This window comes from Mediterraneibacter sp. NSJ-151, assembly GCF_022487435.1.
GTDB classification, from domain to species: domain Bacteria; phylum Bacillota; class Clostridia; order Lachnospirales; family Lachnospiraceae; genus Schaedlerella; species Schaedlerella hominis.
This window is the reverse complement of the sequence record NZ_JAKVPP010000001.1, coordinates 210,563-235,999: the sequence shown is the minus strand read 5'-3', so window position 1 is coordinate 235,999 and position 25,437 is coordinate 210,563. Positions and strand designations below refer to the sequence as shown.

At 38.3% G+C, this 25,437-nt stretch carries 22 protein-coding genes; 1 reads left to right on the top strand and 21 read right to left on the bottom strand.

The window, feature by feature from the left end; genetic code table 11:
- The first annotated feature begins 251 nt into the window (after positions 1–251).
- Positions 252–1,493 (top strand): lipopolysaccharide biosynthesis protein, encoded by a 1,242-nt coding sequence (locus tag LQE94_RS01175; RefSeq protein WP_240576809.1) that lies wholly within the window; start codon positions 252–254, stop codon positions 1,491–1,493.
- A gap of 44 nt (positions 1,494–1,537) precedes the next feature.
- Here the strand turns inward: LQE94_RS01175 and LQE94_RS01170 are convergent, their stop codons facing one another.
- From LQE94_RS01170 to LQE94_RS01070, 21 genes are all read right to left on the bottom strand, one after another.
- A complete protein-coding gene (locus LQE94_RS01170) occupies positions 1,538–4,540 on the bottom strand; it encodes a glucosaminidase domain-containing protein (RefSeq protein WP_240576808.1) in 3,003 nt (1,000 codons plus the stop codon).
- A 125-nt stretch (positions 4,541–4,665) separates the two neighbouring features.
- Positions 4,666–6,510 carry a GBS Bsp-like repeat-containing protein gene (locus LQE94_RS01165; protein WP_240576807.1) on the bottom strand — a complete coding sequence of 615 codons (1,845 nt, stop codon included), beginning with the start codon at positions 6,508–6,510 and terminating at the stop codon, positions 4,666–4,668.
- Positions 6,511–6,540: 30 nt separating this feature from the next.
- Positions 6,541–6,801 carry a hypothetical protein gene (locus LQE94_RS01160; protein ID WP_022075449.1) on the bottom strand — a complete coding sequence of 87 codons (261 nt, stop codon included), beginning with the start codon at positions 6,799–6,801 and terminating at the stop codon, positions 6,541–6,543.
- Positions 6,802–6,957: 156 nt separating this feature from the next.
- Complete coding sequence (locus tag LQE94_RS01155) at positions 6,958–7,470, bottom strand: transcription repressor NadR (RefSeq protein ID WP_240576806.1); 513 nt, start codon at positions 7,468–7,470, stop codon at positions 6,958–6,960.
- A 20-nt stretch (positions 7,471–7,490) separates the two neighbouring features.
- Complete coding sequence (gene nadC, locus LQE94_RS01150) at positions 7,491–8,348, bottom strand: carboxylating nicotinate-nucleotide diphosphorylase (protein WP_022075451.1); 858 nt, start codon at positions 8,346–8,348, stop codon at positions 7,491–7,493.
- A gap of 62 nt (positions 8,349–8,410) precedes the next feature.
- Entirely contained in the window at positions 8,411–9,631 is a 1,221-nt protein-coding gene (locus LQE94_RS01145) for an L-aspartate oxidase (protein WP_240576805.1), read from the bottom strand.
- 318 nt (positions 9,632–9,949) lie between these two features.
- Positions 9,950–10,240: a hypothetical protein gene (locus LQE94_RS01140; RefSeq protein ID WP_118737669.1), complete on the bottom strand. Its 291-nt coding sequence runs from the start codon at positions 10,238–10,240 to the stop codon at positions 9,950–9,952.
- A 9-nt stretch (positions 10,241–10,249) separates the two neighbouring features.
- Positions 10,250–11,476 (bottom strand): HipA domain-containing protein, encoded by a 1,227-nt coding sequence (locus tag LQE94_RS01135; protein WP_240576804.1) that lies wholly within the window; start codon positions 11,474–11,476, stop codon positions 10,250–10,252.
- Positions 11,477–11,504: 28 nt separating this feature from the next.
- Positions 11,505–13,406, bottom strand: coding sequence for a methionine--tRNA ligase (metG, locus tag LQE94_RS01130; RefSeq protein WP_240576803.1), 1,902 nt, complete (start codon positions 13,404–13,406; stop codon positions 11,505–11,507).
- Positions 13,407–13,419: 13 nt separating this feature from the next.
- Positions 13,420–15,474, bottom strand: coding sequence for a glycoside hydrolase family 13 protein (locus LQE94_RS01125; protein WP_240576802.1), 2,055 nt, complete (start codon positions 15,472–15,474; stop codon positions 13,420–13,422).
- Between the two features lie 30 nt (positions 15,475–15,504).
- Complete coding sequence (ftsH, locus tag LQE94_RS01120; RefSeq protein ID WP_240576801.1) at positions 15,505–17,334, bottom strand: ATP-dependent zinc metalloprotease FtsH; 1,830 nt, start codon at positions 17,332–17,334, stop codon at positions 15,505–15,507.
- Positions 17,335–17,350: 16 nt separating this feature from the next.
- Complete coding sequence (gene hpt / locus LQE94_RS01115; RefSeq protein WP_240576800.1) at positions 17,351–17,878, bottom strand: hypoxanthine phosphoribosyltransferase; 528 nt, start codon at positions 17,876–17,878, stop codon at positions 17,351–17,353.
- Positions 17,859–19,319, bottom strand: coding sequence for a tRNA lysidine(34) synthetase TilS (gene tilS / locus LQE94_RS01110; RefSeq protein WP_240576799.1), 1,461 nt, complete (start codon positions 19,317–19,319; stop codon positions 17,859–17,861). Before tilS ends, hpt begins: the two co-directional genes overlap by 20 nt.
- A 42-nt stretch (positions 19,320–19,361) precedes the next feature.
- On the bottom strand, positions 19,362–20,759 hold the full coding sequence (locus tag LQE94_RS01105) for a SpoIIE family protein phosphatase (protein WP_022075458.1): 1,398 nt from the start codon (positions 20,757–20,759) through the stop codon (positions 19,362–19,364).
- A 215-nt stretch (positions 20,760–20,974) separates the two neighbouring features.
- The gene (locus tag LQE94_RS01100) at positions 20,975–21,301 is read right to left on the bottom strand and encodes an FtsB family cell division protein (protein WP_117989955.1); all 327 of its coding nucleotides are present in this window, start codon (positions 21,299–21,301) and stop codon (positions 20,975–20,977) included.
- 195 nt (positions 21,302–21,496) lie between these two features.
- Positions 21,497–21,778: a spore cortex biosynthesis protein YabQ gene (yabQ, locus tag LQE94_RS01095; protein WP_240576798.1), complete on the bottom strand. Its 282-nt coding sequence runs from the start codon at positions 21,776–21,778 to the stop codon at positions 21,497–21,499.
- Positions 21,779–21,787: 9 nt separating this feature from the next.
- Positions 21,788–22,072, bottom strand: a complete 285-nt coding sequence (yabP, locus tag LQE94_RS01090) for a sporulation protein YabP (RefSeq protein ID WP_022075461.1) — start codon at positions 22,070–22,072, stop codon at positions 21,788–21,790.
- A gap of 140 nt (positions 22,073–22,212) precedes the next feature.
- Complete coding sequence (locus LQE94_RS01085; protein ID WP_022075462.1) at positions 22,213–22,452, bottom strand: RNA-binding S4 domain-containing protein; 240 nt, start codon at positions 22,450–22,452, stop codon at positions 22,213–22,215.
- A 120-nt stretch (positions 22,453–22,572) separates the two neighbouring features.
- On the bottom strand, positions 22,573–22,845 hold the full coding sequence (locus LQE94_RS01080; protein ID WP_022075463.1) for an HU family DNA-binding protein: 273 nt from the start codon (positions 22,843–22,845) through the stop codon (positions 22,573–22,575).
- A 179-nt stretch (positions 22,846–23,024) separates the two neighbouring features.
- Positions 23,025–24,032 (bottom strand): CotS family spore coat protein, encoded by a 1,008-nt coding sequence (locus tag LQE94_RS01075; RefSeq protein WP_240576797.1) that lies wholly within the window; start codon positions 24,030–24,032, stop codon positions 23,025–23,027.
- 66 nt (positions 24,033–24,098) lie between these two features.
- Positions 24,099–25,433, bottom strand: a complete 1,335-nt coding sequence (locus tag LQE94_RS01070; protein ID WP_240576796.1) for a CCA tRNA nucleotidyltransferase — start codon at positions 25,431–25,433, stop codon at positions 24,099–24,101.
- Positions 25,434–25,437: the final 4 nt, after the last annotated feature.

The following is a 25,437-nucleotide window of genomic DNA, read 5'->3' as shown; positions in this document are numbered from 1 at the left end:
TCTTGTATATAAATACAAATATACACATATTATTATACCCCCCCCCCCGCATTTTTTTGTCAATCCCTTCTACATTAGACTTTACACCAGAAAATTTTCCTTCTGAAAACAAAATTTAGAATTTTATTGTAAGTTCATCAAAATCTAAGTAGGTTTACTAAATAAATTATTATGTACCTGCTATTTCATGTTATAATAAGATTCACTTATTTAATAAAGAACAGGGGTAAATTATGTTTAAGAAATTTTGGTTGATAAAAGAAGATGACATTGGAAAACAAAGTGTATTTTGGAATATGATGTCCAGCGGTTTGAACTCTATTGTATCAATGCTATTACTTTGGGTCGTAACTTTGCTGAATGGTGTATCCGATGCCGGGATATTTTCTTTGGGATTTTCTACTTCACAGATGATGTTGACAATTGGTAATTATGGAATGCGAAACTATCAGGCAACTGATGTAACAAATAAATATTCCATAAAAGTTTATGAAGCTTCCCGAATCATAACAAATATCATTATGATGATATCTGTATTAGGCTTTGTATGGTATGAGGGTTATTATTTCGAGAAGGCACTGATTACTATTCTGCTGTGTTTACTTAAAGTTACAGATGCATTTGATGATGTTTATGGTGGATATTATCAGGTAAAAGGTCGACTGGATATTTCCGGAAAAATCATGAGTATTCGAATTGGCGCATATGTTCTTGGGTTTATACTTACCCTTATTTTTACACACAGCCTGATTTTAAGTTGTTTGATTTCCATTATAATTTCAAGTATCGTATTAATTGTACTTATTCATTCAACGAAAATTATTATTCCTTTAGAAAAGCCTTCTTTTCAATGGAATAAAATTTGGAATCTGTTAACAGAATGTTTCCCATTGTGTATTAGTGCTTTTTTACTTATTTACATGGGTAATGCACCAAAATATGCAATCGATACTTACCTTACTGCAAAAGATCAAGCTTACTACACTTATCTATTTATGCCTTGCTTTGTGACCAATTTATTTGTAGGTTTTGCTTTGCAGCCTTTATTAGTTCGTTTATCTAAATCCTGGGTCCATAAAGAATATCGCAAATTCATAAAATTATGCGGTTTAATTTTTGCCGGAGCACTGTTCATCTCTGCATTGATTATCATCGCCGGAGCAATCCTTGGATGTCCAATATTATCCATTGTATTTGGTGTCTCCTTATCATCATATACACAAGTATTGGTGGTATTATTGATTGGCGGTGCTTTCTTTGCTTTTGCAGTTATTGAACAAGTTATATTGACTGTAATGCGCAGACAAGTATATTTATTAGTCGGATTCGGAATTGCCAGTGCTATTGCCATGTTTATCTCTGGAATTCTCGTTAAGAAGTTCGCCCTTTTAGGTGCTGCTTATGCATATACCATTTCTGCCGGAGCACTATTTCTTGTATTAGCATTTATGATTTTTATATTTTTATATCTTGAAAAAAAGAAAAACAAATAAAAAAATATAGCATATGTTCCTTTATCGAACATATGCTATATTTTTTATTTTTTATAGAATGCTTTTCCAATATCTTCTGGTGCTTTTCCACCTTTTTCTACTAATTGAATACGAATTGCCTCTACCTGACGCGCATATCCTTCACTTCCTGCTTTTTCTCCATTCTTTGCCCATCCTAACCAGCCAAACTCACTGGAATGAACTTGATAATACACGTCATATTTTTCAGCCATTTCTCCTGTAAGCTCAATACAGATTGCTTCCATCTCTTTATTTCTACCTACAGTTCCACTAACAGTACCATTTGACACGTAGCTTTGCCAACCGATATCCTGAATATGACTCTTATACTTAATTCCACCCGAATATTCCGGATATTTTAAATCTATCTGGATTGCTTCTACTTGTTTATTTTGCCCTGTTGTTCCTGCCAATTCTCCATTCTTAACTGCTGCCTGCCATCCTATATTTTCTACATGTGTGCTATATTCTACTATTGTATTTTTCTTTTTAAATGAACTTTGTCCATTTTCTATAGTAGGAGTTCCTTTTGGTACAATTAAAATTTGAATTGCCTCTATCTTAAGAGCATAATTCATCGTTCCGGCAGTCTCGCCATTCTTAGCCCAACCAAGCCAGCCCAAATCCTGCACATGTACCCGATAATATATATCATAATTATTTTTCTGATTTCCGGTAAGCGTCATTTCAATTGCTTCCATTCGACGATTCTGCCCTGTTGTTCCTGCAATTTCACCGTCCTTATGATAATTTTGCCAGCCAGTATCCTGCAAATATGAACGATATTTCACTCCTAACAAATCAGATTTTACATTCAAAATCATTGCTTCTATTTTTTTATTCTGACCAGTTGTTCCTGCTATCTTGCTTCCCAGCACTTCGTTTTGCCATCCAACATCCTGTACATGTGCAGAATATCCAATTTTGACTGTATTAATCTGATATGGAGTCTCTGTTCCACCTGGTGCTGCTGTTCCTTTTGGCAATAATGCAATCTGAACTGCCTGCAATGCATAATTATATCCTTGTGTTCCAGCTAATTCTCCATTTTTAGCCCAATCCATCCAGCCAATATTCGTCACATGCACCCTATAGTAAAGATCATAATTTGATGCAGCATCGCCTGTCAGTTTTAATTTAATTGCCTCTAGATTTTTTGCTTGTCCAACAGTTCCTCCTACCTCTCCATTAGACACGCTATCCATCCAACCAATATCCTGTGCATGCACCTGGTATTCAACCCCTAAATTTGCAACACCCGAAATATTTATTTTCATTGCCTCCATTGGAAGATTTTTCCCTGTGGTTCCCATCATCTGTCCATTTTTAGCGCAATCCATCCAACCAATCTCACGTACATGTGCACTGTATTCTATTGCTCCTGCCAGTTCCGTTGGTACCGCTATTGCTCCACTACCTAATGAATTATCTGGTTTATTTTCATTTCCACCTGATTCTCCTGAGCCACCTGAATTTCCGGAACCTGTTAAGACATTCTTCACGTACCCCGAACTAACATATGCATACATACTAGAAAAATCATAATTTCCTGCATCCGAAACAGTGGTACGATTTGTTGTTAACGCAGCATCACTTTGTACTTTATAAAAATTGCCTTGGCTTGAATCTAAAATAATAAATGCCTGATTTGAATAATTTTTTGTTGTGTGAATTACAGTAGATGAGCCATTCGCCTCTGTCCGAACATTTAAATCTGTATGTTCATTTCCTATAACATCTTTTATACCTATGGTATAACGATTACTGTCTTTATTCCCATATATTTTATCAATCATCCATGCAACATTAGCATTCTTTTCTCCCCAGTATGGATCTGACGCATATCTTACATTCATTCCACTTCCCTTATTACCGAGATATCCGCCTGAATATACCCAGTTTTTAGGGTTTAGATATCTTTTTGACATATATGTCTCTGTAAATGTTTTAATACATGCATCAATACTTTCATATGCGTTTGCACTCTGTCCCGGAGCTGCATCCACAGCATTTAAGCCAAACAGATTGTTTTTCTCCTGTGCAATGCTACTTTTTCCCCACGCACTTTCATTTGCTGCAATTCCAACTGCAATTAATGCATTTACTCCGTATGTGTTTTGATAATTTGTAAATACATCCCCTGTATTACTCATTTTATATCCGGCTGCTTTACTATTTATAATTTCATTTAGTTGAGCTGCTGAATATACTGTTTTGCTTCGTAAAGGAAGATATTGATAATAATTATAATATGGTGAAGAACTGTTAATCGAATTCGTTCTTACTCCTGCCTTATAATCATCCAGCATATTTGAAAATCTATCTCTCGTATAGAAATAATGTCCGTCATAACTATAATATTGTACACCTTCTGACAAATACGATGGTGCCGGTCCGTTATCTAATGATGTGATATAATTTCCCTGTGTAATATTTGTTGTAATATTATGTATTAATCGTCCTGAACTAACAGAATAATAACTAACAGATGCTGCGCTGTCCACACTTACAACCTGCACATCTTTTGCATCAACAAGTCCTGTCACTCCTGATAACAAGAATTTTACTTTTCCATTTTCTGTCCCAAGATATGCTGCATCAGCACCATATGCCCCACAAGTATACCCGGCGTTACCGGTTCCAACTTCGGTGTATGTTGTTACCACTGCTCCTTTTGTATTAAAGTTAACTATCTTTCCATCATTACTCAATAAATCAATCTCAAGCAGTCCCGACTCATCCGGTGCTTCCGAAACATTACCTTCTTCATCCATACTTGTTATCGTTTCGTCTTCTCGTACTTCAAGCTCTTCTGCGTTGAATTCTTCTGAATTTGTAAATTCATCCGCAATACCTTCTGTTTCTTTTGTTGCCTCATTTTCCGTCTTTTCCAAACTACTATCCTCAGTTGCCTGGACTGATTCTTGATCAAAATCAACCGCGCAGACATCTATTCCACTAGTCATAATGATTAGCATCAACATGCATAAACTCAACATCCAACTTAGCCTTCTTTTGTGTTTCATTAACTTCCTCCTTCCACTCTTTTATGGTATTTATTCTAATTTCCATCTTAACATAATTCATCTTTTTCGTCATCTATAAAGACAACAAAAGAACAGTTTCATCATCGAAACTGTTCTTTTAAATGCTAATTAATAGTTTTTATCTGTCCATTAACCATGGTTGAAGTTCCCGCTTCATCTATTACATATATATGAATATTATAGTCTCCAGGATTTTCTCCATAATCTGCCACATACAAATCCGTATAATAACTTCCATCATCTAGTTGATATAATTCTACCCACTGTAAATCACTCTGATCTGCTTCTTTCCATACTGCTGCCATAACAGACTGAATATTCCCTGGTATATTACTTATATTTGTTACTGATATCGGTAAACTACTATAATTGTAATCATAATCCCCTATCGACAACTCTGCTGACGGAATATTTTCTTCCTGTACTGTCTGCGTTCCTATATCAGTCTCTACTTCTCGTATATCCCCCAGCTTCTCCATCATTTTTGATTTTTTCTTTAACTCTGACTCCATCTTATCGATTCCAAAACGTTCTGTTAATGTCTGAGTTGATGAAAATAAATTTGTACCCAGGCCGAGACGATTTCCATCAATTTTAACTCCCAATGCAGCCAACGTTGTCGGGAAATTATCAAATGTTGTATAATTTCTCTTCTCTGTTGTTTCAAGTTCCGCTGCCGGATTAATATATGTAGTATAAACTTTTCTTGTATAATCGTCATCTACATCTTCACAAAAATCCTTATCCATTGTTGGATGATCTCCAGCAATAACAATCGTTGTGTTTTCATAAAAATCTTGTTGTTGAATCCAGTCAACCAATTCTTTCACCTGTCTGCTCGAACATGCCATAACATTTGCATACTGATTGTCTCCAAATTCATCTGTACACAATTCACATGGGTATCCATCTTCAAAATGTGTATCTACCGTCAACATTGTAAAATTAAATGGGGTGCTTTGCTGTGATAGTTCTGTTAATTTATCTTTTGCAAAGCTAAATAACTTCTCATCTTCATATCCCCACCATACACGATAATCCGGTGGAATCAGACCATTTTCACTTGCATAGTTATAATCATAAATATTATAATTTCCATGCTCTGTAAAATATAATCTTCTTCCTCCAAAGGTTGCATCTGAACCAATCATAAGATTCTGGCAATACCCTGCGCTCTCCAGAATATCACCTAAAGTAACTGCTCCTGCAAAAAAATGTTCCTGTGTATTCATATCATTTCCATCAATGGAAATACTCAATGGTATACCTGACGTATGTGCAAACATAGCACCCATTGTCCAGGTTGCGCCTGTCATTGCATAACCACCATTCAGTTCTTTATCTTCCCCGGAAAAATCTTCGTTTTCCTGTGCTAACTCTGTAAGTTCCGGAATTACGTTCTTATCAAATGCACCACCATTTTCTTTGTCTGCATATGTCATTTCCATTGATTCTAAGAAGATATAAATTAAATTTCTCTTTTGCTCTGGAAATGTCAATGCTACATCGGCCGGGTCAACATAATTATCATCAATAAACGATGAATATGTGCTTTGTCCATCCACAAAACTTCCAACATCTAATTCATTCCATGCTCCATGCACTGAAACTCCACTTACAATTATCGGAACAATGATAGATGCCCCCATAACAACATACCAACGTTTTTTTGTTCTCCATGCAATAAATAAAATTACGACTAATAACAACATCAAAATAGCCGGTACTGCACATACATCCAGATATTCCTGAATCATTCCATCATTTGTTCCCTCTAATGGAGCTGTCATATGGTATACTAATTCATCCATTGTTAGATTTGTCCATGTTTTAAACATCCATTTAATACTAAAATATAACAATGTTCCTATAGTCGATAGTAATGCTCCTAAAACAGCTCCGATTATTAATAATATTTTCTTTACCTTTTCTCGAATCTCCACTTTCATCTTCTGAATTCTTCCCTATCTTTCCCTTTCTTACCCAATCTTTATACTCGGTATATTATCCCCCTCCGGAAACATAGACAACTGCGGACTCACCTTTGCAAATGTAGTCTCTCTGCTTTCCAATGCAGCCTCCTCTGTTTCGAACAGCTCGTGATCTTTAAATCTTAACGCCCCACAGGCACCAATCCGCTGAACAATACATTCATCCCCATGACGGCCCATCACTTTAACTTTTGTTGCATATTTATTATCTTCTAATATGTAGCAAATATCTCCTGATACGTACTTCATTATTTCATCCTCTTTCTTGTACTCACATCAAACTCGGTTGTATTATATAAATTTATCCTTCAACCAAATAATTTTACATATTCTTAAATACAATATCACATTTTCTTAAAAAAAGCAAAAAACAGATGTGCTTTTTCACACATCTGTTTTTGCTTTTTAATTAACAGTAACTAAAAAACCTTTTTCTTGTAATGTTTCTTCAATCATATCTAATGTTTCTTCACTATCTGCCACAACTTTATGATAATGATAATTTGATGTAATATTTTTCAATGGACTTGACTTACCGCTTTTTATATCATCAATAAAATCTTTTGCCTTTTTTCTGGAATTAATATTCAGTTCAGCTTCCATTTGTCCATATACTTTATGATTCACTATCACATTTGCCACAGTCCCACCAAGATCTACAATGGAATACAGTTCTTCTTCTGTCTGTTCATCTGTATGCTGCACCTTAAATACCCTGTTTACACTAATCGGCTCATTTAAAAGATATCCTCTATGGGTTGATATAATATCATATCCTGCTGCCCGGATAAGTGCGATATCCTGTACAATAACCTGTCTGCTTACTTCAAATTCTTTTGCAAGCATAGTTCCCGATACCGGTACAGCATTCTTCTTGATCCGTTCAACAATTTGATTTCTACGCTCTGTTCCGCTCATAACACCCTCCAAGACACTTTCTACTTATTTACAGCATGGAGATTTTTCAGTGAAATATCCATAATTGGTGCTGAGTGTGTCAGTGCACCGCTGGAAATATAATCTACTCCAAGTGCTGTCAAACGACCAATGTTTTCTTTTGTCACGTTTCCAGAACACTCTGTCTCCGCTCTTCCGTCAATGATCTTGATTGCTTCCTGCATTTCTTCTGTTGACATGTTGTCTAACATAATGATATCTGCACCGGCTTCGACAGCCTCTTTTACCATATCAAGATTCTCTACTTCTATTTCAATCTTACGTACAAATGGTGCGTATTCTTTAGCCATCTCTACTGCTTTTGTAACACTTCCGGCTGCCCCGATATGATTATCTTTTAAAAGTACGCCGTCAGACAAATTGTAACGGTGATTGTATCCGCCACCTACACGAACTGCATATTTTTCAAAAATACGCATATTCGGTGTTGTTTTTCTTGTATCCAGCAATTTTGTTTTGCTTCCTTTGAGCAAGTCTGCTACAGAATGGGTATACGTTGCAATTCCGCTCATTCTCTGCAGATAATTCAATGCAACACGTTCACCTGACAGAAGCACACGAATATCTCCATATACTTTTCCCATCAGCTGTTTGTTTTTCACTTCGTCTCCATCTTTGCAATAGAATTCAACTCTCACTTTATCATCGAGAAGCTCAAATACTCGTTTAAAAACATCTAATCCTGCAATCACGCCGTCCTGCTTGCAGATTAAATCCACTTCTCCGTCTACAGCCTCTCTCATAACAGCATTTGTTGTCACATCCTCGCTTGATATATCCTCACGTAATGCCTCCAGAATTAACTGATCTACCTGTAATGTTGTTGTAATCTTATTCATGTCGTTTCTCCATTCTATACATAATTTTTCTTTGATTTTACAATCTAAAACTTCATCAACTTTTACGCTCTGATTTTTTCGTCCTCGGATTCTTCTGCTTCCACGTATGGTGTAAATGGATTTTCTCCACCGCAAATCTTCGTTGCTGCTCTCTGCGCAAATACAAGGCTTTCTAACAAAGAATTGCTTGCGAGACGATTCGCCCCATGAACTCCATTACAGCTTGTCTCTCCAACTGCATACAAATGTGGCATGGATGTTCTGCTGTCTGAATTAACCCATACACCGCCCATAAAGTAATGCTGTGCCGGAACAACAGGGATACATTCTTTTGTAACATCGTATCCTTCTTCCAGACAATGCTGATAAATATTGGGAAAATGATTCAGAATTGTCTCTTTATCGATGTGCTCCATTGATAACCAGACATAATCTGTTCCATCTTTCTGCATTTGTTCATGAATTGCCTTTGTCACTACATCTCGAGGAAGCAATTCATTTACAAACCGCTCCATATTCTTATTATATAATACAGCACCTTCACCTCGTACAGATTCGGAAATCAAAAATCTTCTTCCTGGCTTTTTGGAATATAATGTAGTCGGATGAATCTGTACATAATCCAAATGATCCAGACGGATTCCATGCTTTTTGGATATTTCCAATGCATCTCCTGTAAGATGTGGGAAATTTGTAGAATGTTTATATAATCCGCCAATTCCGCCACTGGCCCAGATTGTATCCGGTGCATAGATTTCAATTAAATCTCCAGCTTTTTCTGCTATGATTCCTTTGCACTCACCATCTTCTACCAATATGTCTGTCATCGTTGTATATTCATATATTGTTACATTATCCAGCTTTTTCACCTGTGCAAGTAATTTGCTCGTAATCTCTTTTCCTGTCACATCCTCATGAAACAGAATACGCGGCTTGGAATGTGCTCCTTCTCTTGTGTATGCAAACTCTCCACCTTCCAGACGTTCAAAGTCTACACCATATTGTACCAGTTCTTCAATGATTTGGCGAGAGCTTCGAATCATAATATCAACAGATTCTTTACGATTCTCATAATGTCCTGCCTTCATTGTATCTTCAAAGTAACTGTCATAGTCATCCTTATCATGGAGTACACAAATTCCTCCCTGTGCTAAAAAAGAATCACTACTCTCCAGATCTGCCTTTGTGATCATAACTATTTTTTTATCTCTTGGCAGATTCAACGCACTGAACAATCCTGCAACTCCTGTTCCTACGATTACAACATCTGCATCTATTCTCATCACGAAACCTCTTTCTAATATGCTGAATTTATTGTACAAATTTCCATCTTGGTTTGATTCATTTCTCTGCACATTTATTGCTGCTTACCTTATCTCTGCTAAGCAGTCACGCATATTGTTGTCATTATAGCATCCACCTTTACATCTGACAAGACAGATGTTGTACAAATCTTTACAGGTATTTTACACATTCATATTTCATTTTATACAAAATAATCTTTCTATTTTTTAAACTGCGAAACATATACCAAACTCTTATAAATTGAAAAATGAGAATACAGTTTCCTGCATTCTCATTTTATATCTTATTTTTTTATTCTACTTTATTTCTCTTGCCGTCGTATTTATTGTCTTTCGATAGTTTTCAGCTATTTGCAATCCTTCTACAAATCTGCATGCCTGTTCATAATAGTAATTAATTGCCGTACGAAATACATTTTGTCGCTTACCCTCCAGAAGATCTTTCCCAAATACAATCTCCCGCTGATATGGAACTTTTCTGGAATCATACTTCACATAATTTTGCTGATTATCCAAATTCACAATTAACTGTATATCTTTTCCTATTGTAAGGATATTTCCATCTCTTGTAACCTGTGCCTCCTGCATATAATCACCCTACCAGTATTTTCCCTTTTTCCAGATTTTCTTTCCCTGCTGAAACAATTTCAGATATTCTATTTTCTGCACAACTGTTTGTTTGATCTCTGCTGCTCTTTTTTCCGGCATATCCGTATATGTCAGTAACAAACTCTGTACTTTATCTGGAAAACCATCTAATTTATCTAAATTCAGGCATTTATTATTTTTCACATATCGAAGCATATCTGCTTCCCTCTTGCAAAACGAATTCACACGAATATCTAACAAATTTTCTTTTTGAGGAATGATATCTGTAGCATAAAATAATGAATTTCCTGTATCAAAAATCGGAGCCATTGCAACCAGCTTACCAACTTCTGAATCATATAAAAATCCAAAATTATTAAAATGTCGGTCTACATTTGTCAAAATGAAGTCTGTCATAATTGTATATTCCAATTGATTCCGCACTTCATTTTCGTTCATTCCTAATTTTACTGCCTGTTCAATAATCGCCTCATACGAAGACAGTTCATTCGGTATTTTATAGTTTTTTATCAATTGATATGCTGATACAAACTCATATCTGGTTGAAGTAAACAACGGATTTAACGAACAAGGGATTTCTTTACCTTCTATTTTTGTTGTCTCAACTTCATACGTAACATAATTCTTCCACCCTGACTGTTTATGTAGAGTAGTCGCAATTACTTCGTTTACCGCCTGTTGTGCATAATCATTTGCACTTAATTTCATCAGGTATCGGATATCATTTTTTATAATCCACTTTTTTTTCATTTCTCCCGTAACCGAAGAGGATGGGGAGAATTTTGAAATGTTGGCATTTATATCTATTTTCTCCGAATCAGTCAAAAGCAATCCCAATTCGTCTGAGAATGTATTTTCATAAAAATTCAAATTTTTCCAATATAGTTCTTTCCCTAATGGCTGCATCCAATAATGGTCTGTAAGGCTTAATCCATACCCCGATAACATCAAGGACAGATTGGACTCCTCATGCAGAAAATTTAACGCCTGCTGTATTCCTCTTCTCGAATCTGGGATTGCTCTTGATTCCCACCAGGATAATATGCTATTTGGACTATCTTCACTACAGCCAACTGGTAATTCTTTTGGCAAATACGTAGCCAACACGTGTTCTATCTTTCCGGAGGTCAAATCAATTGCAACCATAGCCACATCCAGGTCTTTATGTTTTAACACAAAGAGATTATTCGGAACATTGGATTCTATTGTACTCATGATTTCCACCTCCGTCATTTTTAACTACCTAGCAGATTTCTGCTCCTGCCGGCATCTCTTTCTCCGGTACCATAAGTGCCAGATTGCCTTCTGCGTCTTCTGCACACAGAAGCATTCCTTCTGACAGTACTCCTGCCAGTTTTGCAGGTTTCAGATTTACAAGAACCATAACTTTCTTGCCAACCATTTCTTCTGCTGAATAATGTCCTTTAATTCCTGAAACGATCTGTTTTACTTCGCTTCCGATCTTAACCTGTGAACAAAGCAGTTTTCTTGATTTTTTCACCTCTTCACACGCGATGATCTCGCCAACCTGAAACTGCATTGCTCCGAAATCATCAAATGTAATCTCTGGTTTTGCTTCGATATCAATAACTGCCTCTTCTTCTTTTTCTTCTTCAACCGGTGGGTGAAGTTCTGCAACTTTCTTCATAACCTCTTCTAAATCCAGTCTCTGGAATAAAATCTCCGGCTTGTCTGTTACATTACCATTTCCAAGCTGCTCTAAAATCTTCTTGCTTGTAGAAGGCATGAAAGACTCCAGAAGTTCTGCTCCTGCTGAAATTCCCTGAATCAGATTCCACAGAACTGTTTCAAGACGATCTTTCTGTGCTTCATCTTTTGCAAGTACCCAAGGCATTGTTTCATCAATATATTTATTACAACGTTTAAACAGATTGAAGATTTCTGTAATTGCATCTGCTACGCGAAGCTCATTCATTTTTGCTTCTACGGCTTTAGGTGTTGCTTCCATAACTGCTTTCAGATCTGCATCTACATCGCCAGATACTCCCTTATCTGTTACAGAGCCGCCGAAGTATTTGTTTGTCATAGATACTGTACGGTTTACCAAATTTCCAAGTGTATTTGCCAAATCTGAATTCATACGCTCTACCATCAGCTCCCATGAAATAACTCCGTCATTCTCAAATGGCATCTCATGAAGTACAAAGTAACGAACTGCATCTACGCCAAAGAAATCTACCAGTTCATCAGCGTAAAGTACATTTCCTTTCGATTTACTCATCTTACCATCTCCCTGAAGCAGCCATGGATGACCAAATACCTGTTTTGGAAGTGGAAGATCAAGTGCCATCAAGAAGATTGGCCAGTAAATTGTATGGAAACGGATGATATCTTTACCGATCAGATGTAAGTCTGCCGGCCAGTCTTTTTTAAACTGTTCTGTGTTTTCTCCATCACAGTCATATCCGATTCCTGTGATATAGTTTGTCAAAGCATCCAGCCATACATATACAACATGTTTTGGATCAAAATCAACCGGGATTCCCCATTTAAAGGAAGTTCTTGACACACACAAATCTTGAAGTCCCGGAAGAAGGAAGTTATTCATCATCTCATTTTTACGAGATACCGGCTGAATAAATTCTGGGTGTGTATTAATGTGCTCGATCAGTCTGTCTGCATATTTGCTCATTTTAAAGAAATATGCTTCTTCTTTTGCAGGCTGAACCGGACGTCCGCAATCTGGACATTTTCCATCTACAAGCTGTGACTCTGTAAAGAATGACTCACATGGTGTACAGTACATACCTTCATAATGTCCTTTGTAGATATCTCCCTGATCATACAGTTTTTTGAAGATTTTCTGTACCTGCTTCTCATGTTCTTCATCTGTTGTACGGATAAATTTATCATAAGATGTATCCATCAGATCCCAGATTCTCTTAATCTCACCGGATACGTTATCTACAAATTCCTTTGGTGAAATTCCGGCCTCTTCTGCCTTCAGTTCAATCTTCTGTCCATGTTCATCAGTTCCTGTCTGGAAAAACACATCGTATCCCTGACTTCTTTTATATCTTGCAATTGCATCTGCAAGTACGATCTCATATGTGTTTCCAATATGCGGTTTGCCAGATGTATAGGCAATCGCTGTTGTGATATAATATTTCTGTTTATCTGCCATCGTGCTCTCTCCTTTATTCTTTCAATGTTTTTAAAATCAGTACGGAATGTCGTCCCATGTTTACAACAACTTCTCCGTCCTGCACAATATATTCATCATACTCTGTTGTAAATCCTTCTTCATATGTATACATCAAACGATACATACGGGTATTTTGTGGTACTTCTGCAAGCCACACCGGGACTGTTATTTCTTTTAGTTCTTTGCTGTTGTTCAAGATTACAACAATCTGTTCATCATCCTGAAAACGTCCATATGCCAACACGTTATTTGCCCAGGTAAGCATCTTGATCGAACCTTTTCTAAGGATTTCCTGTTCTTTGTGAATGCGGATCATCTCTTTATGAAAATTTAATAATCGTTGATTTTCATTCCCCCATGGGAATGTACGGCGATTATCCGGATCTGTAAATCCGACAACTCCAACCTCATCTCCATAATATACAGTCGGTGCTCCAACCCAGGTCATCTGTACTGCGACTGCCTCACAGAATACAGCCTCATTAATTCCTTCTTCTGCGGCCTTATATCCAAGCTGTTCTACTCGACCGGCAATATGATTTGTTCTTGTGAGAAATCTGGAATGGTCATGGTTGGATAATTCGTTCATTGCAACCTGCAAAGATGGTGTCAGCATGCATGCCATAAAATGCTTCATTGAATTCACAAATATCTCTGCATTACCCCACAGATCAGTACGGCGCTCATTACTATGCTTCTCCATACCTGTCAAAAACCAGGTTAATGGCTCCATAAATGCATCATAGTTCATAACGCTGTCCCACTGATCCCCCTGAAGCCATTCTCCCGGATCTCCATAATGCTCTGCAAGAATCAATACATCCGGATTCACATTCTTCACCTGTTTACGGAATTCTTTCCAAAACATGTGATTATATTCATTGGAATATCCAAGGTCTGCCGCAACATCCAGACGCCATCCGTCAATATTATACGGCGGAGATACCCATTTTTTACCGATATCCATAATATATTGCACCAGTTTTGGTGAATCTTCGTAATTTAATTTTGGAAGTGTGTCATGCCCCCACCAGCCATCATAATTATAATTATATGGCCATGCGCTTTCCTCTTCCTTAAAGAAATGGAAGAAGCTGCGATACGGACTCTGAGAACTTACAAAAGCACCCTGTTTATCCTGATAAGCCGGCTGCTGCTCATAAATTCTCTCTCGGTCCATCCATTTATTGAAAGAACCACAATGATTGAACACCCCGTCCAGTATCACTCGCATGCCTCGCTTATGCATTTCATCTACCAATTTTGCAAATAATGCATTGCTGGCTTCCAGATTTTCTTTATCGCCTGTGCGGATCTGATATTTCGTAGCATGGGTATTGTCCATATCCCCTTCTGCCAGAACCTCTCCGCCATCTTTAACAATCTTTCCGTAATGTGGATCAATGTAATCATAATCCTGAATATCATATTTATGGTTTGATGGGGATACAAACAATGGATTGAAATAGATTACTTCGATTCCCAAATCCTGAAGATAATCTAATTTATCCATAACTCCCTGCAGATCTCCGCCGTAGAATCGGCGGATATCCGGTGTTGCCGGCATAGAGCCCCAATCTTTGACCTGCTCACATGGCGCTCCGATATAAATATATTCCCTGTCTTCCACATCATTTTGCGGATCACCATTATAAAAACGATCCACAAAAATCTGGTACATTACTGCACCTTTTGCCCAATCTGGTGTGGAAAATCCAGGTACGATCTTGAAATCATAGTAATCGACAATACGATCTGATACCCCGCAGCGATTATAATAACAGATTTCTCCGCCACGCTGGATTTCAAAACAGTAAACCAATGGATCCTCATCCAGTGTCCACTGTATTTCCCAAAAATCAAAATTTTCTATACTATCTGCCTTCTGCATCGTATATCTGGCTTTTTCTTCACCAACAAGCAGAATCACATCTGCAACATCATTTTCTGCTGTTCGAAACCGTAGTGTAACAGTTTCTCCTGCCTTTGGTTCGGCAGGCATCACATAAGACGAAGTCCCATCACAGAACAAAGCGTCTCTTTTCATAACTCTAACTCCTCTCAACTACCGTACACATTATTTTTCAAAAAGTGCTTCAAACTCACTTCTTGTAAGCTTTTCTTTTTCTAACAGTAACTGAGCACAGGACTCCAATACCGGATGGTATTCGTCTAACAGAGCTTTCGCTTTTTCATAACAGTCATCTATAATGCGTTTTACTTCTTCATCAATTGTTGCTGCAACCTTCTCACCATATCCTCTTGATGAAGCATGACCGAAATCTCTTCCGATAAATACTTCGTCACTGTCATTATCATAATTAATCAGACCAAGCTTTTCTGACATACCGAATTTCGTGATCATTGATTTTGCAATTGCAGTCGCCTGTTTAATATCCTGGGATGCCCCCGTTGTGATATCATCAAATATCTGTTCTTCTGCTACGCGACCCCCCAGTGATACGATAATTTCCTGTAACATATGTCCTTTTGTATTGAACATATCATCTTTTTCCGGAAGTGGCATTGTGTAACCGCCTGCACCACCTGTCGGTACGATAGATACGCTGTATACAGGTCCTACATCCGGCAGCACATGGAAGAGAATTGCATGACCTGCTTCATGGTACGCTGTAATCCTGCGTTCCTTCTCAGATACAATACGACTCTTCTTCTCAGGTCCGATACCGACTTTTACAAATGCATGACGAATATCAGCCTGTTGAATATACATACGGTTTTGCTTTGCTGCGAGAATTGCAGCTTCATTTAACAGATTTTCCAGGTCTGCTCCGGTAAATCCGGCTGTTGTCTGGGCAATCTGTTTCAAATCCACGTCATCTCCAAGTGGCTTATTTCTTGCATGAACTTTAAGAATCTCTTCACGTCCCCCAACATCCGGACGACCAACAATAACATCTCTGTCAAATCTTCCCGGACGAAGGATTGCAGGATCCAGAATATCTTTTCTGTTCGTTGCAGCCATTACGATGATTCCTTCATTAACTCCGAAACCATCCATCTCTACAAGCATCTGGTTCAGTGTCTGTTCTCTCTCATCGTGACCGCCACCGAGACCACTTCCACGTCGTCTTGCCACTGCATCTATCTCGTCGATGAAAATGATACATGGTGCATTTTTCTTTGCGTCCTGAAACAAATCTCGCACACGTGATGCACCGACACCGACAAACATCTCCACAAAATCAGAACCTGAAATTGTAAAGAATGGTACTCCTGCTTCTCCCGCAACAGCTTTTGCCAACAATGTCTTACCTGTTCCCGGAGGTCCCTCAAGCAATACACCTTTCGGAATTCTTGCTCCGACTTGAACATATTTTTTTGGATCTTTCAGAAAATCTACGATTTCTTCAAGTTCTTCTTTTTCCTCTTTTAATCCGGCAACATCTTCAAATGTTACCTTCTTTTCACCAGGAGCACTCATCTTCGCACGACTCTTCCCGAAATTCATGGCTTTTGCGTTCGAACCGCCTCCTGCCTGTCTGTTCATTAACATAAACAAGAACATCACAACTAATGCCGTCAACATAACCGGCAATACTGTTGTCTCAAAAATTCCTGATTCCGCTACATCCGGCATCTTATAATCTATATCATATTTACTGAGAAGCTCCTGCACCTTATTCACATCTGATACATTCACTTTCCCTGCTGAGCCACTATTCTTTAACACAAATGACACTGAGCCGGTTGGTACAGTCCGGTTCTGGTTAATTGTTACGTCACTGATGTTGCTATCCTGGACTTCCTGTACAAATCTTGTGTAAGTCACTTCCTGCCCCTGGGCCTGGATCCGGCTTGCAAACCAAAGTGCAAAAAGCACTGCTATGATGACTACAAAGAATGTTACGCCAGTGCCTTTATACTTCTTGCTGTCATTATTCAATTTAATATGCTCCTCTCTACTCCAGACCTTCCACTACTCCGATGAAAGGCAGGTTTCTATATTTCTGCGCGTAGTCCAAACCATATCCTACTACGAACTCATCTGGAATATTAAATCCAACATAATCTACTTTCACGTCTTTCACGCGGCGTTCCGGTTTGTCTAATAATGTACACAAACGAACACTTTTTGGATTTCTCTTCTTTAAAATATCAATCAGATAGTACAATGTACGTCCGGAATCAATGATATCCTCTACGATCAACACATCTTTTCCTTCAATTGCTTCATCCAGATCTTTCACGATTTTTACAACTCCGCTGGATTTTGTGTCATCACCATAACTGCTGACACTCATAAAGTCCATTGATACAGGCACAGAAATTCTCTTTGCTAATTCACACATGAAGAAAACTCCGCCTTTCAGTACGCAGATCAAATGTACCTGCTTTCCTTCATAATCTTTACTAATCTGTTTTCCCAATTCTACGATTCTCTCATCTACAGCTTTTTCAGATACTAACTCACGAATTGTTTCTGCCATTTTCTTTTCCTCCATCACTTTTGTATGTTTCTACTTCAATTTGCAGAATCCACTTAGTTAACTGCTTCACCTGATAAGCCTGGCTCATCCGGTGTCCCAAAACCCATAAAATCTCATTGTTCTCTGCGAGCAACAATTGACTGTCTCTTACCTCTTTCGGGATTTTTTCATCTACAAACCAGTTCTTTAGTTTTTTTTGATGACCTTTTTCATCAATTACAATAGTATCGCCCGCCTGTCTTGTTCTAATATACAGACTGCTCTTTATTATACCATAATCAAACCATTTCGTGTATATTTTTTGTGGTATATCCTTTATCGAAAGATTTTTAGGCTTTTCCAGTATTTTACATCGAAGTTTAAGATTCCTGTCTGCAAGTATGGTTTCACCCGGAATGTTCAATTCCGCCATACATTCCTGCATGATTTCTGCTTTCTTTTCTTCCCCGAGCGAATATGTTCTTTGTTTCTCCAACCGGATTCCTTCATAATTTCGTTTTGCATGCATTTCATAAGGAAGATCCAGTGTCCGTCCTACTTGCTTATTCATTAACTCCATCATCACATCGACATGTTTGTGGCTCAAATCTCTTTTTTTGCCCCCCACTTGTTCCATGCCTTTTCGGATTACCATTTTCTTTATCAATTCCGGAAATGTTTCAAAGGATTTTTGCTGAATCTGAATCCAACATGCTTTTTCAAAATGTTCCTGTACACATTCTTGATATGCAGCCTCCACTTGTTCCTGCATATATTCCTGGAGCTCCCATATCTGCTCCATTGTTTCATTCATATGCCGTACTGCAGCCGAATTGACCTGTTCTTCTAAAATCGGAAGTACCAGATGCCGCAATTTATTTCTTGTATAATCTGTCCCTGCATTCGTTTCATCAATACAATAGGATTGCTTTCTCTTGGCGAGATATTCTTCAATCTCTTTTCTGTTCATACATAACAGCGGACGGATAAATTTCCCATTAACCGGACGGATTCCTCCCAGTCCGTCTAACCCGGTTCCTCGTGACAGATTCCAAAGCAATGTCTCTGCATTATCATTTTGATGATGTGCTAACGCAATTTTATTTCCTCCGTATTTTTTGCACACACTGTCAAATGCTTCTCTCCTCACCATTCTTCCGGCTTCCTCCAAAGATTGTTTCCTCTTTTTCGCAATTGATTCCAGATTTACGCGGAAAATTTCCAATGGGATTCGATGCTGCTCGCATAATGCTTCTACAAATTGCTGATCTTTGTCTGCTGCCTCTCCTCTAAGCCCATGATGTACATGCACTGCAATTAAATCAAACCCTATTTTTTCTCTCAATTCTAAGAGCATCAAAAACAGGCATACCGAATCTGCACCTCCCGATACACCTGCAATCACCCTATCGCCACAGGTGAGCATATGATATTTTTGGATAAATTTTTCTATTCGTTTCATAAGTAAACTATACTCAATCTCCCCGAAAAATGCAACAATCCCTTAATATTTCCAAATTCCGATAACCAATACGGTCATATCATCCTCCGGCGGTTTGCCTGTCCAATTCAATACCTGTTTTAAAATGTGTTGTGCCATTTCTTTCGGATTTATGATTGCAGTTCCTTTTATAATCGTTTCCAATAACACATCCTGCTCCCCTACCGGCAGTGCATCCATAATTCCATCGGTGACCATAATCACAAAATCACCATCTTCTAATTGTCTTTTTGCGTGATCTACGTCCAGCTTATGAACCACCCCTATCGGCAGACTAGTTGAACGCAAATGCTCGATGCTATCTTTCTTTTTAATAAATGTCGATGATGCGCCGGCTTTTAAAAACTCACATATGCCGCTATACAAATCAAACACACACATATCTATTGTAGAATAATGTATCTCTTCCCGTCCCATTACCAGTGTTGTGTTAATCATCTGAATTGCCATTTTCTCAGGAAATCCTGCTTCAAGCAACTCCTCCAATAACTCAATCACCAATGTACTCTCGCGGCATGCCCGCTCTCCCGATCCCATTCCGTCTGACAATGCAACTCCCTGCTTTCCTCCCGGAAGATCCAGCATCATAAAATTATCGCCTGATATTTCACAGCTTCCTTTTCCGACTTTTGCAACTCCCTGCAACGTGTAGTACTCCGGTCCTTCCATGCATACTACCGTAATGTATTCTCTCCCCATTATTTGTGCCTGCTCCTTTGCGGGAGTTAGTTTTCGTCTGGCAGCAATCGAAATTTCTTTTACAATCTCACGGACTGTAAAACATTGCTCATACATCGCTCTTGCAGTTACATGGATTTCATATTTTCCTTCCGAATTCATAAAAAAATTAGTTTTTAACACCCGGACTCCTTTTTTCTTTAGTGCCTCAATAATTCTTTTTTCCAACCATTCATCATGGAAAATACTATCCTCCATTTCCTTTGCGGTCTGACGTATCATTTCGGCAAATGTGTCCATCTGGATTGCACATCCCTCTCGGCTTAATGCCATCCTGTTTGTCCACATCATATTCTGCCGGGCCGCTTGAAATGCCTCTAACATTTCTCTTAGAAATCGCGGAGCACGAATACAGCACTGTTTCAGCTTGCGCTTCGTTTCTACATTCATTTCATCTCCATAATTATCTACTGCCGATAATATTTCATACCCCATCTGACATGTGTGCACATAATTTTCTCCCCAGCACCAATCTCTTTTTTCACATTTTGTGCAGACATGCTCTTTCACTTGAGCAAACATCGCATCAATCTCATCATTTGTAAAAGATTTTTTCTTATTTTCCATTTTCAAAAATGTATTCGCCAATTGTGTAAGTGAATCTGCAAACTTTTCTATCTGTGCCACGTAAGGGCTTGTATGAAGCATCTGTCCTTCTTCCATTTTATTATGTCACCTCCAAAAAGAATGTGCAAAGCACATTCAAGCTCCTGCGGCGGCCGCTTGCGACATTTGCATTGTACGCCGCAGTGCGCATCCTCGCGGAGCGTTTATCTCAGTCGGAGATTTAACTCCGACTGAGATAAATTTCCCTAATGTAATAAAAAACTCCGGAGTTTTCTCCGGAGTTTTTCGTTCGTGTTTTTATTTTTCTATATTCAATTCGTCTGCTTGAAAAGAATCTCATTCGGATCCACTAAGCCCAGTTTATCTTCCGCAACTTCTCGTATGTAATCATCAGTCTTAACATAATCCTGATATTCTTTTATCTCTTTTGACCGTTCTTCCTCTTTCTTTATCTGGGCTTCTAATTCAGCTTCCTGCTGTTTATAGTCTTGATTTTTTGAATAAATAGAGATGGAACCTATGCCAAATACTAATGTTAACACTGCCAATCCTACGCAGATTATCTGTACACTTTTCATATGCGGACGGGCTGTTCTTTTTTTCTTATGGCCCTGCTTTCCTGCTTTTTTATTATTCATAACTGCACTCACCTTACTTTGCGAACTACATGTTACGTCCCTTCTACTTTTCTATACCTCTGCTTGTGTTTTTATAATATCTGGTTTGATGTTTATTTTCAAGTAATTTTTACATATTTCTTAATAAATTGTTACATTGACATTACTATTCACTCCCGTGTCAATCACTACGCTGATTTGCACGGAGGATACACATCAGAAAACTTTTCGTTTCACAAGCCATGCACTTACACTTCCCAAAATCACTCCCAGAAGGAAAAACCATCGTATCGTTCCATGCGTTGTGCGATACATCTGCCTAAACAAATAACCCCCGGTTCCAATCCAGAACAAAAAATCTTCCAAATTTATCATTACAATTGAATGCCGTATTAATTTTCTCATCTGGATCAACACTTGATAAACAATAAATAAAATGCAGCCAGACAGCCACGCATAGAAAAAAATAACAGCTTCTGTTCTAATTCCAAGCATCATAGGCATTTCCTATTTAAATAATTTTGTAAACAAATTTTCATTTGGATGCCCTGTTTGATTTGTATCGGAATAAATAATACTGTCTATATTGCCGGCAATATCTATCTCTCCCTTTTCCACGCTAAGCCTATTTACATGCAGGTCCGTACCTTTGACCAGCAACATACCTTGTTCGGTCTCAAGCACAACTTCATTTAAATCAAAGGATAATACGTCAAGCACACCAGTCACCATACTTGTCTTTCGATTATTGATGACCAGCTTGTGTGCCTTTGCAATCTGCCTTTCTTCCACACAAACTCCCCCTCTCTCAATATCTCCAAAGCATGTTTTCCATGTCTGGATATGTCAGGAGTTTCTCAACCTTTCGAGATTGAAAGTATCTCCATTCAAATATATATGAAAGAGTTTTAAATTTTATGTCTTTTTATTTTTTACAAATAACGGAACAAATCTTTTGCTTCTTCTTTCTTTGTTGTATCCTGAATATCCAAAACTTCTACTTTAACTGTCTTTGTTCCAAACTGGATTTCTATAATATCTCCGACCTTTACCTTTACAGAAGCTTTTGCGACAACTCCGTTCACCAGAACTCGTCCCGCGTCGCAGGCTTCATTCGCAACTGTTCTTCGTTTGATCAAGCGGGAAACCTTCAAAAACTTATCTAATCTCATCTTATCTTTCCTTTTCTTTAATCCTTTTTTCAGTAGAAGAAAGGCAGAGGATATAACCCTCTGCCTCTTTCTCCTTTATTCACAAGGCATCCTGCGATGCCTACTTTTCATCTATTCGTCTTAGTTTACAGCATCTTTCAGAGCTTTTCCAGCTTTGAATTTTGGTGCGTTGCAAGCGCTGATTGTCATAGGCTCACCTGTCTGTGGGTTCTTACCTGTTCTTGCTGCTCTCTTGCTTACTTCAAATGTTCCAAATCCAACTAACTGAACTTTCTCTTCTTTTTTCAGTTCTTCAGTAACAACATCGATAAAAGCCTTTACTGCTTTTTCTGAATCTTTCTTAGAAATTTCTGCTCTTTCTGCGATTGCTGCGATTAATTCTGTTTTGTTCATATGAATATTTCCTCCTCTTTATTATAGTAGAATTCTAATTCTAACCGGGTAAAGGCTCTTCTTCGCCGTTTCTCGGCTTTGCCCTTAGATACTGTTATACAATTTCCACTACTATTTGTCAAGCATTCTACGCTTAAAAAACGGCGAAAACACGTGGTTTTTGCCGTTTTTTCCACCTCCTATAACCGAAAGTCAAATATCACTTCTAAAAATCGTAGTTTTTCCTGATTTTGAGCTACTGCAAGCTCAAGTTTTTCGACATTTTTCTCTGGCATCCACGCCTTATTGGAATGATAATAAGCATTCACGATTTTCCAAAATTTCTCCGGATAAGCTATTTTCAACGCGATATATTCTAGTTCTTCTTTCTGCAGTGTCCTCACACTGTTATACCGGCTTAAAATTTCATTTCCAAGTACAACACTCCAATGATATTTTTCCATAACTTTCCGCAAAAAATAATACAAATCCAACACCTGCACGTCTCTTCTAAAATGTTCAAAATTGGTTGTCACAACCTTTTGAGGAAGCAAGAGCACATTATGATAATTGTAATCTCCATGGATTAACAAACCTTCTTCAACACTCGATTTATAAAGCTCATCATATTTAGAATTTGCAAGACGCTCCTCCACCGCTTTTCCCGTCTCATACATTTGCTCAAAGGATTTTAAATACATTGCTTCAAATGTCTCTTTATTCACGCGTTTCCGCACAAATGCCCTCACCTTTTTCAATTCGCGGTTATGACATATCATTTCTTCTTTCAAATGTCTTCCCGCCGGCGGCCGTATCTCCTGTTTTTCCTCTACACTGCATATGTCTCTCCATTTCATATCAAGGTGCAAGTGTGCCAGATTTTCTGCTGCCATAAGCACATCTGCTTCACGCCGCACCTCACACTCTCTCCCGTCATACCATTTTTTCAGCAGATACCGGCTTCCATCTCTCGCGGTACTGACCAATTTATTTTCCGAATTCAGTATCGGTGTGTCCACATATTTGCCACTCTCTTCAAGCTGACATAATAGCGTATAAAATAAGAGGGCACGTCTGTCAGAGATTTTTGTCTCTTTTAACAGCATCGTTCCCTCTTTCGTGTTGATAAAAAACGCACCCCTGATTTTACGGGTGCTTTCTGCCTCAATTGGATATTGTTCTAAGATTTCTAATTCACTTTCTCTCATTGCTGCCCCCTACATTACACGATTCATAACTCTTTTTAATCTATGTAAGAGGCAGCCAAAGTATTCTTAAAGTCCAAGCCTTTCTTTTACATACTCGCAAAGCAGCTCTTTTTTATTACATTGTGGATCATCAATAACCCACTCCAATAGCTCATTCAACATGTTGCCAAGTTCTCTTCCCGGCTTCATGCCAATCTCCATAAGATCCTTACCCGTAACTGCAAGGTCTCTGAGTGTCACACAATGCTCCTTAATCAAAGTATCTTGATAAATCTCTCGCATTGCAATGATATTTTCAATCTTTGCACGTCGCTGATATGAGCTTTGTGCTTTTACATCAGCCATACGAACTGCCAGATAATATGGGAATAATTCTACTCCTATACGATTCATGGCACGTCGTACATTCGGTCCTGTCGCCTCGATGCGATAATCATGATAACATACCAGTTTTGTTACTTTTTTAATCGTATCATTATCCATCTTCAGGCGCTGCATAATGGAACGTGCTTTCTCCTCACTGCCAATTGAGTGCTCTTTAAAATGATCTTGTCCGTTTTCATCTGTCGTTTTTGCAAATGGTTTTCCCATATCATGGAATAACATCGTCAGACGCAGTATCTTATCCTGCTTTACATTCATGATTGCATGAAGTGTATGCTCTGCCACATCATACATATGATGCGGTGTGTGCTGCTCCACCCCGACCATACGGTCCCATTCCGGAAGAATCACTCTTGTGATTCCCAACTCATATGCATCCTTGAGACGCTCCGGATGATCTGACATAAGCAGCTTTATCAATTCTGCCTGTATTCTTTCTGCGCTGATATTTTTCAATGACAACACCTGTGAACGAATTGCATCTGCTGTATGCTCTTCAATCGCAAAATCCAGCTGTGCGGAAAATCTCACTGCACGCAGGATTCGCAGAGCATCTTCTTCAAAACGTTCCTTCGGATCACCTACGCAACGGATCAAATGATAATTCAGATCCTTCATTCCTCCAAATGCATCTACTAGACGAACATTGTCATTATATGCCATTGCATTGATTGTAAAATCACGACGGCGCAAATCTTCTTCCAGCTTATTTGTGAAGATCACTTCCTTTGGATGACGGCTGTCTTCATAAACTCCGTCAATTCGATATGTCGTCACTTCATACATATCTTTCCCCATAAGAACCGTTACCGTTCCATGTTCAATTCCAGTATCTACTGTTCTCGGAAAAAGTGCTTTTATTTCTTCCGGCTTTGCAGACGTAGTGATATCCCAGTCCTGAGGTTCTTTTGCAAGAATTGAATCTCTCACACATCCTCCAACTGCATATGCCTCATATCCATGCATCTGTAAATTTTCAATAATCTCTGTCACTTTGCCAGGTAACGTAATCTTCATATAA

Coding starts and splice junctions, on each gene's coding strand:
- yabQ (WP_240576798.1), bottom strand. CDS start 21,778: ATGATGCTTGGAATTAGAACAGAAGCTGTTATTTTTTTCTATGCGTGG.
- LQE94_RS01170 (WP_240576808.1), bottom strand. CDS start 4,540: ATGAAACACAAAAGAAGGCTAAGTTGGATGTTGAGTTTATGCATGTTG.
- LQE94_RS01075 (WP_240576797.1), bottom strand. CDS start 24,032: ATGAGAGAAAGTGAATTAGAAATCTTAGAACAATATCCAATTGAGGCA.
- LQE94_RS01160 (WP_022075449.1), bottom strand. CDS start 6,801: ATGAAGTACGTATCAGGAGATATTTGCTACATATTAGAAGATAATAAA.
- LQE94_RS01135 (WP_240576804.1), bottom strand. CDS start 11,476: ATGAGTACAATAGAATCCAATGTTCCGAATAATCTCTTTGTGTTAAAA.
- LQE94_RS01145 (WP_240576805.1), bottom strand. CDS start 9,631: ATGAGAATAGATGCAGATGTTGTAATCGTAGGAACAGGAGTTGCAGGA.
- LQE94_RS01125 (WP_240576802.1), bottom strand. CDS start 15,474: ATGAAAAGAGACGCTTTGTTCTGTGATGGGACTTCGTCTTATGTGATG.
- LQE94_RS01080 (WP_022075463.1), bottom strand. CDS start 22,845: ATGAACAAAACAGAATTAATCGCAGCAATCGCAGAAAGAGCAGAAATT.
- LQE94_RS01070 (WP_240576796.1), bottom strand. CDS start 25,433: ATGAAGATTACGTTACCTGGCAAAGTGACAGAGATTATTGAAAATTTA.
- LQE94_RS01085 (WP_022075462.1), bottom strand. CDS start 22,452: ATGAGATTAGATAAGTTTTTGAAGGTTTCCCGCTTGATCAAACGAAGA.
- LQE94_RS01140 (WP_118737669.1), bottom strand. CDS start 10,240: ATGCAGGAGGCACAGGTTACAAGAGATGGAAATATCCTTACAATAGGA.
- nadC (WP_022075451.1), bottom strand. CDS start 8,348: ATGAATAAGATTACAACAACATTACAGGTAGATCAGTTAATTCTGGAG.
- metG (WP_240576803.1), bottom strand. CDS start 13,406: ATGGCAGATAAACAGAAATATTATATCACAACAGCGATTGCCTATACA.
- LQE94_RS01165 (WP_240576807.1), bottom strand. CDS start 6,510: ATGAAAGTGGAGATTCGAGAAAAGGTAAAGAAAATATTATTAATAATC.
- LQE94_RS01155 (WP_240576806.1), bottom strand. CDS start 7,470: ATGAGCGGAACAGAGCGTAGAAATCAAATTGTTGAACGGATCAAGAAG.
- hpt (WP_240576800.1), bottom strand. CDS start 17,878: ATGGCAGAAACAATTCGTGAGTTAGTATCTGAAAAAGCTGTAGATGAG.
- LQE94_RS01100 (WP_117989955.1), bottom strand. CDS start 21,301: ATGAATAATAAAAAAGCAGGAAAGCAGGGCCATAAGAAAAAAAGAACA.
- tilS (WP_240576799.1), bottom strand. CDS start 19,319: ATGAAACGAATAGAAAAATTTATCCAAAAATATCATATGCTCACCTGT.
- LQE94_RS01105 (WP_022075458.1), bottom strand. CDS start 20,759: ATGGAAGAAGGACAGATGCTTCATACAAGCCCTTACGTGGCACAGATA.